Genomic DNA, 15,072 nt, shown 5'->3' with positions numbered 1-15,072 from the left:
GCGCATATGCACTCGTCCCGTGCCCTCCTCTTGGCGCTCGTGTTAGTGTGTTCGGCGGTCGCCCCGTTGACGGCCGCACAGAGCGCCGACTACGACGTCGACATCGACGACGACCTCGATATCCCCGACCGAACGGTTTCGACTGAGTGGGGAGACCAGACTATCGAAGCCATCGGTAGCGCGTCCGAGGATGGAACGGTCTCTGTTTCGGCCGACGGGCCGTCCGGTGACTCGTACTCCATCCGTGTCGTCGATAGTCAACAGCGGTTCTACGACAGCAAATACGTCGGCGGCGGCGGCTCCGCCTCGGAGACGTTCTCGCTCGATGGATACAGTCCCGGCACGTACGCAATCGCGCTCACGAACGGTACTGAAACCGTCTACGCGGTCGAGCCGTTCGTCATCAACGGGTTCGACGTCGAACAGACCGCGGCCAACCGCGTCGAAGCCGACGACGAACTCCTCGTGGAAGTGAACCTCTCGAAGGTCAGTCGCGACGTTGAGTCGCCGCCGGCCGGCGTCGAGGTCGTTCTCGGGAACGAATCGACGTCTGTCCGCACGACTGCGACCCAACAGACGGGGCTGAACTACACGGCGACGGTCGATGTCGGGTCGCTTTCGACGGGCGACTATCGCCTCTATTCGGCCGCGCAGACCGACGACGAAGTGTTCGGTGAGAACGAGATGGTCGCCGTGAGCGGAACCCAGTCGGTGAGCGTCGTCGAAGCGGGGTCGCTCCAAGACTCGGACTCGTCGGGCGGGTCCGACGACACGACGACCACGGAGACGACCGAGACAACCACGACGACCGCAACCAACGAGTCGACCACATCGAATACGACGGCGGGGTCCTCCGGAGGGAGTTCGGCGGAGACGACTGACTCGCCGACGCCCACGAGCGATGCGGATGACGAGAACGACGCGGACGATTCGGACGATTCGGACGACGCCGACCAGTCGTCTTCGACGGCGGACTCCACCGACACGGACGGAACGGAGACGTCGACGCAGACCGCGGAGCCTTCGACGACGATGCAACCGACGACCGAAACCACGACTGAGACCGCCGTTCCTCTCTGGGGCTCGGTCGGCGTTGCGCTGGTCTGTATCGTCGGCCTCGTCGGTGTCAGTCTCCTCCGTCGGCGTTCGTAATCGAGACGACCGATTGCTCTCCTCGCGCGGTTTTCTTTACCTCCCTCTACGTACCATTCGACAATGGCTCCCTCCGCTATGCGTCGCCGCTTCATCGCTGCTGTCCCCTTCGTTACTCTCGGAGCAGGCTGTCTGGGTTCTCTCCCGCTTCGTGATGAACCAGCGTCGCCACGTGTCGGCCTCGGGAAGATCAGCGTGCTCAACGTCCGGGAGGCTCAGACTACTGCCGACATCACCGTTCTTAGAGACGGCCGCTCTGTGTACGAACAAGCGCACACGCTCAACAGCGCTGATATGGTTGAAGTCATTGAACCGTGGATGGGGCAACATGTCACCTACGAGATTACGGTGACTGCTCGGAATCCCCGAGTCGAGGTCACCTTCTCAACATCGGACGTGGAACAATTAGTCGATGACTGGGGCGAAAACGAGTGCTTTCAGGTACAGTTCGATATCGCTCGTGGGGAGATTCGAACGTTGTTCGGTGCGATGAATTCCTGTCAGCCACCATCCTCTCGTTCGGTGGAGTCGGGTGACAGACCGGCTCCGCGCAGGTAACCGGGGGAGTACTTGTTTGGTAAACTCGCGCCCGCTATTCACCACGAACGCAACAAACTAGCAGTACCTACGGATTTCAACAGCGCCGTGCGTGACTCTCTGATTCGGAAGCGAGTCGTCCGCACAGGTCGACCAAAAAAGAACCGAGAACGGTGACGCGAACTTATTCGCGTCGCACCGCGATGAGCGCGATTGCGACGAGCGCAATCAGCGCGGCGGTGACACCGAAGCCGGGGATGACCGAGTCAGTCGTCGTCGGCTCTCCGGTCGTCGTCTCGTCGTCGAAGCCGGGCGTGCCGTCGTCGGACGTGGTAGTGTCGTCACCATCGCCGTCGTCGGCCGTGGTGTCGTCACCACCGTCGTCCGCCGTCGTCGTCACGGCCTGCGTCGACGTCACGGCGAAGTACGAGAAGCCGGGCGTGTCGACTTCCAGCACGACCCGTCCGTCGCCCTCGTTCACGACGCGCGTGTCGAGGGTCTCCCACTCACCGCTTTCGTCGTTGTAGCGTTCGACCGCGAGGTCTTGCGCCGTGATTCCGAGTTCGTCGAGTCGGTCTTGTCTCACGCTCAGCGTGATGGTCGACGGCGAGTCGCGGAGGGAACTCGGGACGTCGATTTGGACGTACCCGATTGCCGCGTTCGACGGTCGACCGACGGTTCCGGGGAGGCTCGTCCGTTCGCGGACGATGACCTCGCCGGTTCCCTGGCTCCCGAACGCCAGGTCGACGTTCGTCACCGTGGAGCCACCGGGGAGCGATGCGCTGACTTCCGAACCGTAGAAGAGCCGGACGCTCTCGTAGGTTCCGCTGTCAGGGACACTGCCGCCACCGCCGCCGCCGCCACCACCGCCACCAGACGGTGCTTGGGTGGTCGTCGGCGTGGACGGCGTCGGCGTCGGCGTACTGCCGTCGATGTTGTTCACGTCGACGGTCGTCGTGTCGCCGCTGTGGGACAGGAGGTTCCCTCTCGTGTCCGTAATCGATTCGACGGTGACGTCGATGGACGCGGCGGTGTCGCTCCCGACGGACTGCGCGCTCACCGTCAGGTCCGCGAGCGAGACGTTTCCGGTCGAACCGGAGGTCTCACCCGTGTACCCGACGACGGTGAGCTTTCCGTTGCCGTGGTCGGTCGTCTCCACGTTGAACCGGGAGTTCCCGGCGACCGAGACGTCGACCAGGCTGTCGTCGTAGCTGATGTTCAGTTCGTACGACCCGATGCCGTCCGCGTCTTCGACGTTGTACGCGGTAAGCGTCGCCGCCGAGTCCGCGGAGCGCTCGTCGAGCGAGCCAACGGCGTCGACCGAGACGGTCTTGGCAGTCGCGGCACCGGCAGCGCCGACGGCGACCGTGCTGACGAGCATGGCGGTGCACATCACGACCGCGAGTAGCTGTTTCGTGTTCATGAGTTATGCACCCCCGATGGTGTAGTCGGTATCACGGTTGTTCTCGCTGTACTGCTGGACGAGCATCGCGTCGACCGCGTTGACCTGCCCGTCGCCGTTGACGTCGCCGTAGGCGGCGTCGGAACCGCTCGAAGCGGCTTGTGCGATGTCGGACGCGTCGTCCGCGTCGACGTCGCCGTCGAGGTCGACGTTACCGAGTTCGTAGCCTTCGAACTCCACGGAGACCTGCGTTCCGACGCCGGTCTGGTTGAGCTGAACTCGCGTCTCACCGTCGACCGTCGTCTGCTCGACGAGGTTCGCGTCGGTCGTCGCGACGCCGTTTCCGCGGAGCGGTTTGTCGCTCGGCGGTGCGATATCGTACACGACCGTGCCGTCACTCTTCGAGATGGTCACGGACACCGTCGTGTTGACGGGCGTCTTCGCGTCCCCGTCGGACTCCGACGTCGAGTCGCCGACGAGCGTCGGTTCCTCACCGACGTAGGCGACCGGCTGGATGCTGTCGTCACCGTCGACGAAGGTGACAGATGCCGTCTCGGAGATGCCGACGCCGACGGTGAACTCGGGGGCGTCCGTCAGGCTCGAGCCGACGGTGTGGTCGCCTTCGAGCACGGTCTCGCTGACCGAGTCGGCTTGGGTCTGCCCGTCGAGGACGACGGACGCGCCACTGACGGCGTTTCCGTCGTTGTCCACGACGCTCGCGTTGACCGTCCCGACGCCGCTCACGTCGAGTTGCTCGCTCGTGCGAACGTTGTTCGGCTCGTTGTACAGCGGGCGCACGTCAGCGGTCAGCGACGTGGTCCCCGCCGACGAGACGGTCACGTTGAAGTGGTAGGTCCGGGATTCGCCGGCCGGCACCACTTCGCCCGTGATGACCAGGGCGTCGCCGGTCGAAATCGTGCTCTGCTGGACGGCCGCGTCCCGCAGGTCCGACGTGTCGTTCACGTACACCGCGTCTTCGGCCCCGTTCGGGAGTCCGACCGGACTGCTAATCGGAACCTCCACGAGCGGGTTGAGGAGCGCGGTGCTGTCGTTGTTCGTAACCGTTACTGCAATCGTCTGGTTGCCGTTCGTGCTGAGGTCGTCCGGCGCGTCGATGGCGACGCTGAACGGGTCGTCCGCAGCGGACACAACACCCGGACCGACACCGAACGATATCGATGCCACGACCAGGAGGGCAGCCAGTGTCGTTGAGAGTTTTCGTGTCATCGTTCTCCTCAGTTGGCGTCCTCGTACTCTTGTTCGTTGACGAGCTGTTCGGATTCGGCACCGACAACGACTCGAGTCGAGTTATCGACGGTCAGCGTGATGTTACCGGTCTGACGAAGCGTTTCGAGTTCGTCAGTGGTGAAGGACACCGTGGCCGTCGGCGTGTTGCCGTCGACGGTGACGTCCTTCGTGACGGTCGAGTTGATTTCGACCGTCACCGTCTGCGCACCAGCGTTCCGCTGGTCCGCCGTGGTGAGGGCGTCGATTGCGACGCCGGTCGCACGCGTGTTACCGAAGGAGCCACCCTGCTGGTAGATTCCAACGAGGTAGCCGACACCGTCGGAGACGGTATCGTTGCCTGCTGCCGTGTAGCCCTCTGCGGCGTTCAACGCGAGAATCGCGTTGCCCGTCGCACGGGCCTTCTCACCGGTGTTGCTCCAGTACGGCGAGTTCGTGTAACCGGTCCACGAGCCGTCCGCCTGCTGGTTCGCAACGAGCCACTCGACACCGCTGTCGAGGGCCATCGACACGTTGCCCGAACTCAGTTCGCTGTTGACCTGCGTCCGGAGGGTGTCGCTGTCGTTGACTGCGGCGAGCGCCTGCACCGCGTACGCGGTCGCCTGCGCTTCTCTCGAACCGGCTTCCCAGCTACCGTCGCCGTTCTGCTGTTCGATGAGGTGGACCGCGGCGTCGACGCTGAACTCGTCGGCGGCCGTCTGTGCGGTCGCGTTGAGGTCGTCGCCAGCGCGGTCGATTGCGACCGTCGTGTAGGCGGTCGCGGAGGTTCTGTCGCGGAGGAAGTACCCGTTCGGACGGACACTTCCGTCGTTGCGCTGTTTGTCTGCCAGCCAGAGCACCGCACCGCTCTGGTTGATGTTCTTGAGACTGGCGTTCACGTCCGTGCGACTGCTCTGCACCGCGTCGTCGGAGACGGCGCTCACGCCCTGCAGGGCGTAGATGGTGTAGAACAGGTCACCGCGCGGGTTGTTGCCGTACATGCTCCATGCACCGTTGTCGTGCTGGGAGATGTTGACGAACGCACCGGGCGTGGGCTCGTCGGCGAGCTTGCTGATACCCGCGCTAATCGTGCTGTTCGCACGGTCGCGGTCGTAGTTGCTCGGGATGTCGCCGTCGCGGTAGTACTGGTCGGTCCGGAGCGCGGACATCATCTGGGTCGTCGTCTGTTCGACACACCAGTAGGGGTAGGAGAACAGGTATTCGAGACCCTGTAGCGTCCGCCCGTCCGTCCCGGCCTGCACGGTCACGTTGAGCGTGTGCTCGTAGGTCGTCGCGTCCGAGATGTTGAGCGCGAGCGACTGCGTCTCGCCCGCGGACTCGAGCGTCGTCGCGTTCGTCGTCGTGTAGCGAACCTTCGGCACCGTGACGTTGGTCGTCGCGGACGCCGTGTCGCTCTGGCCGAACGCTTCGACGGTGACGTCTATCTGCGCGTCGTCGATGTCTGCGGTCGTGTTGCCGCGGACCTTCCAGGCGGCCGACCCGCCGTTGCCTGTCGCGCGAACCTGTTTCTCAGCGTGCTGCCCGTCGACGAGTTCGAGCCCCGCGGGGAGCGAAACCGTCGCGTTGACGTCCGACGGGTAGTTCGTGTCGAACTCGGCGAGGACGGTGACAGTCGAGTTGTTCACGACCGTCGAGGGCACCGAGATGTCGTCGTTCTCGATGCTCAGCGTGTACGGCTTCACCGTGACGTTCTTCGTCGACTCGTTGTTGTCGAACGGGACGCCGTCGGAGACGCTCGCACGCACGACCTTGTCGCCACCCGACGCGAAGTTGTGGGTGACTCGGGTCGTGTTGGGCTGTTGGACACCGAGGTTTCCGATGGTGATGTTCTCCGTCGTGCCGTCGTCGTAGTCGACGGTCACGTTGAACTCACCGGTCGGCGCGGTACCGTTGTTCTTCGTGAACACGACGAGCGTCGCGCTCTGGCTCTGGAGCACCGTGCTCTGACCCTGGATACGGACGGTCGGGTCGGCGTAGACCACGCGCGTGGTGTTGACCGCCTGGTTGTTCGTCTCGTCCGTCTCGGGAATCTCGTTCGCCGGGTCGACCGTCGCGGTCACCCGCGCGTTGCCCTGTGCGAGGGTTCCGAGGAGTTCCTCGCTGGCGAACTCGGTCAGGTCGTAGCTGAGCGTCGTCTCGTTGTTCGGCGCGTCGGTGCTGTCGGAGAGGTTTCCGGTGTACTTCGTGTACGTCTCCGTCTCGCCGTTGGCGGCCTCGACCGTCAGGTTGACCGTCGCGTTCGAGACGTTGACGAGACCGTCGTTCGAGACGGTCACGGAGGCGTTCACGCCGTCGTTGAACCGCTGTCGCTGTTCGACGTCGAGTTCGGGCGAGAGGTCAGCACCCTCCGCGAGGCGGAAGGTGAGGTTCGCGCCGCTCGTGTCGACCGTGAGGTTCTGCCAGTACGTCCGGTTGACGAACCGGTCGTTCTCCGGCGGCGTGACACGGACTTCCATGTCGCCGCGGACCTCGATGCCGGTCTTGTCGCCTTCACCGGCCGGGAAGAGCCCGTCGGCGTTGGACTTGTACGCGACACCCGAACGCGTGCCGTCGTTGTTGTGGTGGACCGCAATCGTCGCGTTCTCCACCGGGTCACCGCCTTGGTCGACGACGGTGACGTTCAGCAGCCCCGCGTCGGGGAGCGTCGTGTTTCCGACGTTCAGGACCCGCTCGGTTCCCTTCGTCGTGTAGAGCGAGTAGATGTCCGGTGACCCGTCGCGCGGGTGGTCACCGCTCCAGCCGCTCGCTCCGTCCTGCGCGTACGCAATCGTCTGCGCGGTTCCGTTGACGACCGGCACGAGGAACCGACCGTTCTCGTCGGTGAACGTCTGGCCGACGAACCACGGCTCGTCGCCGGGGTTCGTGCGGCTCGTGTAGACGAGGTCGTCCACGGCGGCGCTCCCGTTGGGCAGCTTGACGTAGCCCTTCGCGAGCGGGCCGCCGGTGACGCGCGCGTCGACCTCGTTGTTCGTCTCGCTCGCCTCGGCGATTTCGTCATCCGGGTCCGCGACGACGCGAACGGAGTAGTTCCGCGCGTCCACGCGTGCGAGCGTGGTGTTGATAGCGACCGACTCGCCGGCGTTGAGGTCGACCGTCCGACTGGCGAGTTCTTCCCAGGACCCACCGCCGTCGGCTTTCGCCTCGACGATGGCGTCGACGCCCGTCGCCTCGACGTTACCACGGTTCTTCACCGTCGCGTTGACCGGCACGACGCCTTTCGTGACGTTCGTCTCGACCGAAAGCGTCGGCGTGATGTCCGGTGCCTTCACGGTCACCGTCTCTGGCGAGAGGTCACCGATACGGACCGTGTGCTCACCGAGAGCAAGGTCGGTGACGGTAAAGGAGACCGTCTTCGATTCGCCCCCGTCGAGCGTCACAGCCTTCGTCTGGGTGATTTCGTCGTCGACCGAGAGCGTCGCGGTGAACGTGTCCGACACGTCGCCGGTGTTCGTGACCGTCGCGCTCGCGTTGACATCGTCTTCGAGTCCGATTTCGGTCGCGTTGACCTGCAGGTTCGAGTACTCGAGGTTCGCCGGCGTGTCGACAGTCACGGTCTGGGCGGGAAGCCCGTCGATCGCGATCTGGTACGTGCCGGGGCCGAGGTCTTTCTCGAAGGTGACCGTCGTGGACGCGTCGGGCGCGAGTGTCCCGTTCATCCAGTCGACGGTCTGGCCGTCGATGACGAGCGACGCGTTGTACTCGCCAGCACCGGTTCCGTTGTTGCTGACATCGGCGCTGACGACGGTCGTGTCACCGGGCGAGACCTGGCTCGGAACCGTGAGGTTCGAGTAGACGATGTCCGGGACGCCGCTGACCTCGATGGCCGTCGGCGTCGCGTCGTTGACCGTGACATCGTACGTGCCCGGCGTGTCGAAGCTCAGTTCGAACTGCTCGACAACAGTCTCGCCTTCGCCGACGAACACCGTCTTCGACTCGACGGTCTGGCCGTCACGCTTGAGGTCGAGCGTGAAGTTCCCACCGAAGTAGTCGTTGTTCTCGACGGTCGCGTTGACCGTTACCGTCTCGTCCGTCGTCACCGAGGTAGACGAGACGTTGTAGTCGGTGAGTACGATTTCCGGCGTGATGACGTACAGGTCGACGCTCGACGAGATGTACGCGGTTCCGTCGGACGGGTCTTTCGTGGCCGTCGCGGTTCCGGACTCGACGGGCGTGAACGTCACCTGACCGTTCGAATCGGTCGTGAACGTCTTGCCGTTGTAGGTCACGTTCGCACCAGCGACGCGGTCGCCGGTGTCTGCCCGGGTGACGTTGAGCGTGACGCTGTCGCCCTGCTGGATTTCGACCGCGCTCGGCTCGATGTTGAGCTGGACGCCGTCGACGAGTTCGACGCTCGCCTTGTTGCTCAGCGTGGCCGTCCCGTTCTGTGCGGTCGCGAAGTGAACCACCGAGTAGTTACCCGGGGTGAAGTTCTCCGTCGTGCGAAGCGTGACCGTTTCCTTCGGTCCGCCGACGGTTCCGTTGATACTCGTGTAGATGACCGTGTCGTCGGTCTGCGTCACACTGTCTTCACCGGCGAGCCGCGAGAGCAGCGAGACGATGTTCGTGTTCCCGTTGTAGCGACTCGCGGGAAGCGTGCTCCCGGCGAAGTTCGTTCCGGGCTTCACGTCGGTCGCCCCTTCGATTCGGTCGATGGACGACTGAATCTCCTCGACTTCGCTCCCGTTGAGCTGAATCGTCTGTTGCTGGTCGCCGAGGACGGACTCGTTCAGGAGAATCGTCGTGTGCGAAACGTCGTTCGTTCCCAGGTTCGACGCGTCCACGTCGACCTCCACGTCGTTGCCGACTGCGGCGACTTCCGGCGGCGTCACGGTCGACCGACCGTCCTGCACGAGGAAGTGGTCGAAGCCGACGACCGTCACGTTCCCTTCGGCGGTGAGGTTACCGGGCGACGAGCCCTGCACCAGTCCCGGGTCGGTGCTGTTGTCGACGAGGACCGTCGCGAAGATGTACTGCCCGGACTTGTCGGGGGTGAATTTGAAGTTCTGCTCTCCGCTCTCCCCCGTGAACTCGCGAACGATCTCGGCGTTCGTGTCTTCACTCGTCGTGAGCAGTTTGCCGATGTCACTGATACCACCTGGTTGCTTTGCGCCCTCCTTCAGGTGGACAGCGACCAGTTGGACTTTCTCCCCGTCGACCACGCTACTCTTTCCGGCTTTGCCCGGATTGAAGGTCGCGGTAATCTCCGTCTTGTTGAAGACGTAGATTCGGTTTTTGTCCAAGCTGGTCTCCAGGTCACTCGTCCCGACGAAAATGTTCGTGTTCCGCATCTCGTGGCTGATGTACGGAACGTCGTCGAGTGTGACAAACTCGCTCGATGCCGCCGGGTTATTCGGCCGGAGTGTCAGTAGTGAATACTGCCACACGGAGACGTTCTCTCCGGCGTCTATTTTCAATTCGTCACTCACCGCGGGTGTTGTCGCTCCGTCTATCGGAGCGGAACCCCCTCCGCTGAGTGAGGCCGATGCGTCTGCTGAGGCGAGGGTGCTCGCGCTAACGGGCCCTACCACCATCGATAGAACCACAACCCCCGTCAGAACTAAACTCAAGAGTTTAGTCCTGTTGCTGGTCGTAGGCCTCATGGTATGTTCATCTGATACGAGCGATAAAATACTTCTGTATCACCCATGGATTTATTCAGAGTTGTATGCTTGAATAATACTGTCCAGCTGTATTGATACTCATTCAAACCGACAACACTTCGGCCGTTTCGCAGCCGTGGTCACATTAAAGAAGGCGGGTAGTCATGTGAGTAGCATATGCGAAGACGCCGGTTCCTTACTGCGCTCTCTGCGGTGGTCGTCGGAACTGCCGGCTGTGCACAGGAGTCCGAGACAGAGACGTCGACCCAAACACAAACGACACTCCCGACGAGAACGCCCTCCCCGTACGTCGAGCAGGCGGACGAGTTTCGGTCGTTCCTCCAACAAGAGGAGATTTCCATCGTCGAACTCCTCCCGCAACCGCCGGTGAACGCGGTGGAACTCACGTACGTCTCGAACGAAGACCAGTACGAGGAGGTCGGCGGGGAAATCGGCACGATTGCCGGCGGCTTCTTCAATCGGGTCGCAAGCGGCTGGGAGGCCGAGCGCCTGAACGCGGTGGTCATGGACAGCCCCGAGTCCCGCTTCGGGACGTGGTACGCGAAGTCGTCGTGGTTCGCCGAGTACCGAGACGGAGAGATCTCTTCGAACGAACTCTCGCTCAAAGTGTTGAACACGCTCTCGCGCGCGGAAGACGCGTGAGACCGACCGCTTTTAGTGAATCCTTGTCGCACCCATAGCCGATGACCTCCGACACGGACTGGCTGTCGCTCGTCCCGCGCTCGGTTCGCACCGCCCCTGCGGACCTGCTCGCGGTCGTGGTGGTGGCCGTCCTCACTTGCGGTGCAGTCACCCTTCCCGGCGTCCGCGACACCCCGCTTCGGGTCGTACTTGGCCTCCCGTTCGTGCTTTTCGTCCCCGGCTACGCAGTTATCGCCGCGCTGTTCCCGGAGTCGGGGCCGGCGGTCGCCGCGAGCGGAGACGCCGACGCGGCCGGCCGGACGGGAATCGACGGCCTCGAACGGGTCGCGCTCTCGTTCGGGACGAGCGTCGCCCTCGTCTCGGCGCTCGGACTGCTCCTCAACTTCACGCCGTGGGGGCTTCGACTCGTTCCGATCGTCGTCGCCATCGGGCTACTCACGGTCGCGGCCGCGGTCGTCGGGTCGCGTCGGCGGGCCGCCCTCCCCGAGGGCGAACGTTTCGGCGTCCCGGTCCGGTCCAGTCTCCCAAATGACCCGAACCCCTTCTCGTCCGGGTCGCGGACCGACGCGGCGTTCGCCGTCGTGTTGGTGCTCTGCCTCGCGCTCGCCGTCGGGGTGGGCGGATACATGGTCGCCGCTCCTGGGTCCGGGGAGTCCTTCTCCGAGATATACGTGCTGACGGGGAACCAGTCCGGGGACCTCGCCGCGGAAGACTATCCGACGGAACTCACTGCGGGGGAGCCCACGTCGCTCACCGTCGCCGTCGGCAACCACGAGGGGACGGCCACCGACTACGTCGTCGTCTCGCAACTCCAGCGCGTCCGGGTCGCCAATAACACGACGACGGTCCTCGAACGCGAGGCGCTCACCCGGTACCGACCGTCGGTCGAGGCCAACGCGACGTGGCGGACCGAACACGCGGTCACGCCGACGATGACCGGCGACCGACTCCGACTCACCTACCTCCTGTACGAGGGGTCGGCACCCGCGGAGCCGACGGCTGCAAACGCCTATCAGTCGGTCCACCTCTGGGTGAACGTGACGGCTCCGGACTCCGCCTCCTCCTGACCGACGCCGCTATTACGCCCGGATTTCCGCGAACAGCGCCTGCACGTCCACGACGTTGACGCGGCCGTTTCCGGAGAAGTCGAACGCCTCCGGAGTGCCTTCGACCGTCTCGGCGTTGCGGTTGGCGAACAGCGCCTGCGCGTCCGCGAGCGTCACGTTTCCGTCTCCGTTGACGTCCTCGTAGCGGCCGTCACCGTCGGGGTCACTCGGCGGTGCTGCGTCGGTCGTCACGGCGCGCGGCAGTTCGGCCGTCTCGTTGACCGCGCTCCACGTGTCGAGCATCCCCGCGCCGACGGCTGGTTCCGTCTGTGGGAGCGGTTGCGCCGTCGACCGGAGGACTCGCGTCACGTCGGCGCGGGTCGCGTTCGGGTTCGCGTCGAGGAGGAGCGCGACCGTGCCGCTCACGTGCGGGGCGGCCATCGACGTCCCGTCGAGCGTGACGTACGGTTCGGCCTCGTCGCGCTGTGACGTCGAGTACGCCGACGTGACGTTTTCTCCCGGAGCGATGAGGGCGATGCCGGGCCGCCGGTCGTCTCCAAACCCGACCGGGCCGCGACTCGAAAACGAGGTCACGCCGGACGTCGTCTGCCGCGCCGCACCGACCGTAATCGCGCCCTCCGACGCGCCGGGACTCGCCACCGAGCGGTTCCCGAGCAACCCGGCGTTGCCGGCCGAGATGACCGCGACCGTGTCCGTCGTCGTCACGAGCGAGTCGACGTACCGGGAGAACTGGTCGCTCCCGTTCGACGGGTAGTACGCCGTCGCCCGGTACCGATACGACACCGACTCGGGGTGGTCGCTCTCGACGGCGAGCGACCAGTTCCCGGGGGTTTCGATTGCCGTCTCGTTCCGAGGGCTGAACCGCTGGTACGCGATTGCTTCCGGTACGCGGCCGTCCTCGAACCACCAGCCCGCGTCGACGCCCCTGAGCGGGGTTTCGCCCGCGGGGTCTCGAAGCGTCACCGAGAGGTTCCGCATGACTTCGGCCCGTCGCTCGTCGCTTTGAATCCGCTCGCCGCCGACCTGCGTCGGTTCGACGAGTACGTAGACGTACGCCGGTTTGAACCCGTCGTACCGCGCGCTGGCTTGGTACACGCCGGAGCCGTTCGCGTAGAGTTCGATGTCGCTCGCTTCAGTCCCGTTCGGCCGGACCGCCCGCTCACCGCGGTATTCGAGCGGGAACGGACTGGCACCGAGGCTCGCGGAGACCACGTCCGCGCGGTTCTCGGCGCTCCACTCCATCGCCGCCATCACGTCTGACATACTGCCCTGTCCGTCCTCGTCGAGGGCGCGCGCGCCGAACAGCCGTGCTTCGGGTGCGACACCGACCGATTTGTTCGCGTCTGCCCGCCCGGCGACCGTCCCCGCGACGTGCGTGCCGTGGCCCCACGGGTCGAACGGCTGGGAGGTGTCGCCCACGAAGTCCGTCCACCGGACGACCTGCCCGCGGAGCGCCGGGTGGCTGTCGTCGATACCGCTGTCGATGACGCTGACGTTCACGCCCGCGCCGGAGATTCCACGGTTCCGTACGTGGTCGGCACCAATCGATTCGAGGTTCCACGATTCCGTTCCGCTCGCCGCGACCCGCGCGCTGTCCGGTCGGACCGTCTCGCCGTACGCGGACAGCGAGTCCAGATACGCGGAGACGCTCGGCGACACCGACCCCGTCGCGTAAATCGGCCGGTCGTAGTGAATCGCGGAGACGTTCGGCATCCCGCCGAGCGTTCGCACGACCCCGGACGTCGCCTCGACAGCGAGCGCGTTCCGCGTCCAGAACGGCGTCACGTCTGTGACGTTGCCGCTTTCCCGCCGCGCTTCGAGGAACTCGCGCACGTCGGACTGCGTTCGGTTGGTCGTCGCTCTGAGTCGGGCGCGCGTCGTCTCAGACTCGTCGGGCGCGTCGGCCGACTCGCGCGAGGGGTCGTCGAAGACGAGGATGACCGGGACCAGTTCGTCCGACGCCGCGCGCGACAGTTGATACGCCGCCGCGCCCGAGAGAACGCCGTCCTCGGTCGTCTCGTCGTCGGGCGCAGTCGTGTTGTTAGTCGTCTCGTCGTCTGGTGCAGTCGTGTTGTTGGTCGTCGCGAGGTCGGCGACGGTCGCTGTGGGTGCGCCCCGCTCGGACCCTCCCAACTCGACATCGGGCGGGCGCGTCGCTTCGGAGACCGGTGCGAGCGTCGCGCTCAGGAGCAGACAGAACACGATGCCGACGACGGCGACCCGCGTCCCTCGTTGCGTTCGAATCATCTCTTCGGGAGGCGTCTTCGCAAGCGCGCGGCTGTGACGGCGAGCATCTTACTCGAGGGGTAGTGGCCATCGCAACTACAGACCTAAAACATCCACCGGTCGCGCCGACGGCAGACGAACTGGTAAAACACACATATTCACGTTATACCTTGGGTCGGGAGGTACGGTCTGTGGTCCGGCGTCCGCAGGTCCCGGAACAAAAAAGTAGTCCGACTCTTAACAGGTCGGATACCGAACCCCGAATGTCTACCAGACAGGCGCTCGTCGTCCCGCTCGGACTCCTCGTGCTCGTCAGCTTCGGCCTCGCCGCCGCCCCTGTCGGAGGAGTGACAGCACAGAACGACGTGTCGGTCGCCGTGACACCGGCGTCCCAAGACGCGGCAGTCGGGTCGACGACGACCTACGACCTCGTCGTCCGCGACCTCGACGGTGGCGGCGTCGGCGCGGTCGACGTGACGGTCCGAGTCGACGAGTCGGTCGCCACCGTCTCTAACGCGTCGTTCGTTCCCGACCCCGGACTGAACGAGGTCACGTACGACGACAGGCGGTCGCAAGTTCGCCTCTACGGGGCACTCATCGACACGTCGCAGTCGGGGCCTATCACTATCGCGACCGTCACGGTCGAGAGCAGCGCGAACGGGACGACCCCAATTGGGGTGGACGTGACTGACGTCGGGAGCGAAGCCGGTGTCAGCTATCGAATCACCGCCGTCGAGAACGGGAGTCTCGTCGTTGGTGCGGGGAGTTCGAACACGACGACTGCGGCAGAACGCACGACTAGTGAGGGTTCGTCGTCACAGGACGGCGGCGACGGAGCCGATTCCGACCCCGAATCGACCGCCGGCGAATTGACGGTCTCGGCGATGGGCGGCGCTGATGCGGACGCGAACGACACGAGTTCGCCCGTCGCGTCGTCGTCACCGACGGCGAGCGCTACGACGGATGGACGGAACGAAACCGCAGCGTCCACCACCGAACCCGCCGCGCCACCGACGGAGACGGCCGCTCCCGGCCCGTCGATACTTCTCACCGTGTGCTCTCTCCTCGTCGCCGGGCTGTACTTCTCGGTGCGAAACCGCTCCGATTGAAGGGTGAGCGCGGAGTCGTTCCCGTCTCTCGTCACCGGCCGCACCGACTCCCCCACCGACCGTGCCGGGTC

At 64.9% G+C, this 15,072-nt stretch carries 8 protein-coding genes; 4 read left to right on the top strand and 4 right to left on the bottom strand.

Annotated elements, in window-relative coordinates; translation table 11 throughout:
* The first annotated feature begins 6 nt into the window (after nucleotides 1–6).
* On the top strand, nucleotides 7–1,152 hold the full coding sequence (locus C5B90_RS11900; protein ID WP_115881703.1) for a heme exporter protein CcmD: 1,146 nt from the start codon (nucleotides 7–9) through the stop codon (nucleotides 1,150–1,152).
* Between the two features lie 721 nt (nucleotides 1,153–1,873).
* Here C5B90_RS11900 and C5B90_RS11890 read toward each other — a convergent pair.
* The 3 genes from C5B90_RS11890 to C5B90_RS11880 all read right to left on the bottom strand — a co-directional run bounded on the left by C5B90_RS11890 (nucleotide 1,874) and on the right by C5B90_RS11880 (nucleotide 9,576).
* Nucleotides 1,874–3,112 carry a PGF-pre-PGF domain-containing protein gene (locus C5B90_RS11890; RefSeq protein ID WP_233511977.1) on the bottom strand — a complete coding sequence of 413 codons (1,239 nt, stop codon included), beginning with the start codon at nucleotides 3,110–3,112 and terminating at the stop codon, nucleotides 1,874–1,876.
* A gap of 3 nt (nucleotides 3,113–3,115) precedes the next feature.
* Nucleotides 3,116–4,240 carry a dockerin type I domain-containing protein gene (locus C5B90_RS11885; RefSeq protein ID WP_233511976.1) on the bottom strand — a complete coding sequence of 375 codons (1,125 nt, stop codon included), beginning with the start codon at nucleotides 4,238–4,240 and terminating at the stop codon, nucleotides 3,116–3,118.
* Nucleotides 4,241–4,326: 86 nt separating this feature from the next.
* Nucleotides 4,327–9,576, bottom strand: coding sequence for a CARDB domain-containing protein (locus C5B90_RS11880; RefSeq protein ID WP_233511974.1), 5,250 nt, complete (start codon nucleotides 9,574–9,576; stop codon nucleotides 4,327–4,329).
* A gap of 537 nt (nucleotides 9,577–10,113) precedes the next feature.
* On the opposite strand from C5B90_RS11880, the gene C5B90_RS11875 reads away from it, so the two are divergent.
* Both C5B90_RS11875 and C5B90_RS11870 read left to right on the top strand, forming a co-directional pair.
* Nucleotides 10,114–10,599 (top strand): hypothetical protein, encoded by a 486-nt coding sequence (locus C5B90_RS11875; protein WP_233511972.1) that lies wholly within the window; start codon nucleotides 10,114–10,116, stop codon nucleotides 10,597–10,599.
* A gap of 41 nt (nucleotides 10,600–10,640) precedes the next feature.
* Nucleotides 10,641–11,666: a DUF1616 domain-containing protein gene (locus C5B90_RS11870; protein ID WP_115881695.1), complete on the top strand. Its 1,026-nt coding sequence runs from the start codon at nucleotides 10,641–10,643 to the stop codon at nucleotides 11,664–11,666.
* A 12-nt stretch (nucleotides 11,667–11,678) separates the two neighbouring features.
* Here C5B90_RS11870 and C5B90_RS11865 read toward each other — a convergent pair whose 3' ends face one another.
* A complete protein-coding gene (locus C5B90_RS11865) occupies nucleotides 11,679–13,913 on the bottom strand; it encodes a S8 family serine peptidase (RefSeq protein WP_115881693.1) in 2,235 nt (744 codons plus the stop codon).
* Between the two features lie 242 nt (nucleotides 13,914–14,155).
* Here C5B90_RS11865 and C5B90_RS11860 point away from each other — a divergent pair, with 242 nt between their 5' ends.
* Nucleotides 14,156–15,001: a hypothetical protein gene (locus C5B90_RS11860; RefSeq protein WP_115881691.1), complete on the top strand. Its 846-nt coding sequence runs from the start codon at nucleotides 14,156–14,158 to the stop codon at nucleotides 14,999–15,001.
* The last annotated feature ends 71 nt before the right edge of the window (nucleotides 15,002–15,072 follow it).

It is taken from the genome of Haloferax sp. Atlit-12N (assembly GCF_003383095.1).
Lineage (GTDB): Archaea > Halobacteriota > Halobacteria > Halobacteriales > Haloferacaceae > Haloferax.
The sequence above is the reverse complement of the archived record's forward strand: the minus strand, read 5'-3'. Positions and strand labels throughout refer to the sequence as shown.

Coding starts and splice junctions, on each gene's coding strand:
- C5B90_RS11900 (WP_115881703.1), top strand. CDS start 7: ATGCACTCGTCCCGTGCCCTCCTCTTGGCGCTCGTGTTAGTGTGTTCG.
- C5B90_RS11890 (WP_233511977.1), bottom strand. CDS start 3,112: ATGAACACGAAACAGCTACTCGCGGTCGTGATGTGCACCGCCATGCTC.
- C5B90_RS11875 (WP_233511972.1), top strand. CDS start 10,114: ATGCGAAGACGCCGGTTCCTTACTGCGCTCTCTGCGGTGGTCGTCGGA.
- C5B90_RS11870 (WP_115881695.1), top strand. CDS start 10,641: ATGACCTCCGACACGGACTGGCTGTCGCTCGTCCCGCGCTCGGTTCGC.
- C5B90_RS11865 (WP_115881693.1), bottom strand. CDS start 13,913: ATGATTCGAACGCAACGAGGGACGCGGGTCGCCGTCGTCGGCATCGTG.
- C5B90_RS11860 (WP_115881691.1), top strand. CDS start 14,156: ATGTCTACCAGACAGGCGCTCGTCGTCCCGCTCGGACTCCTCGTGCTC.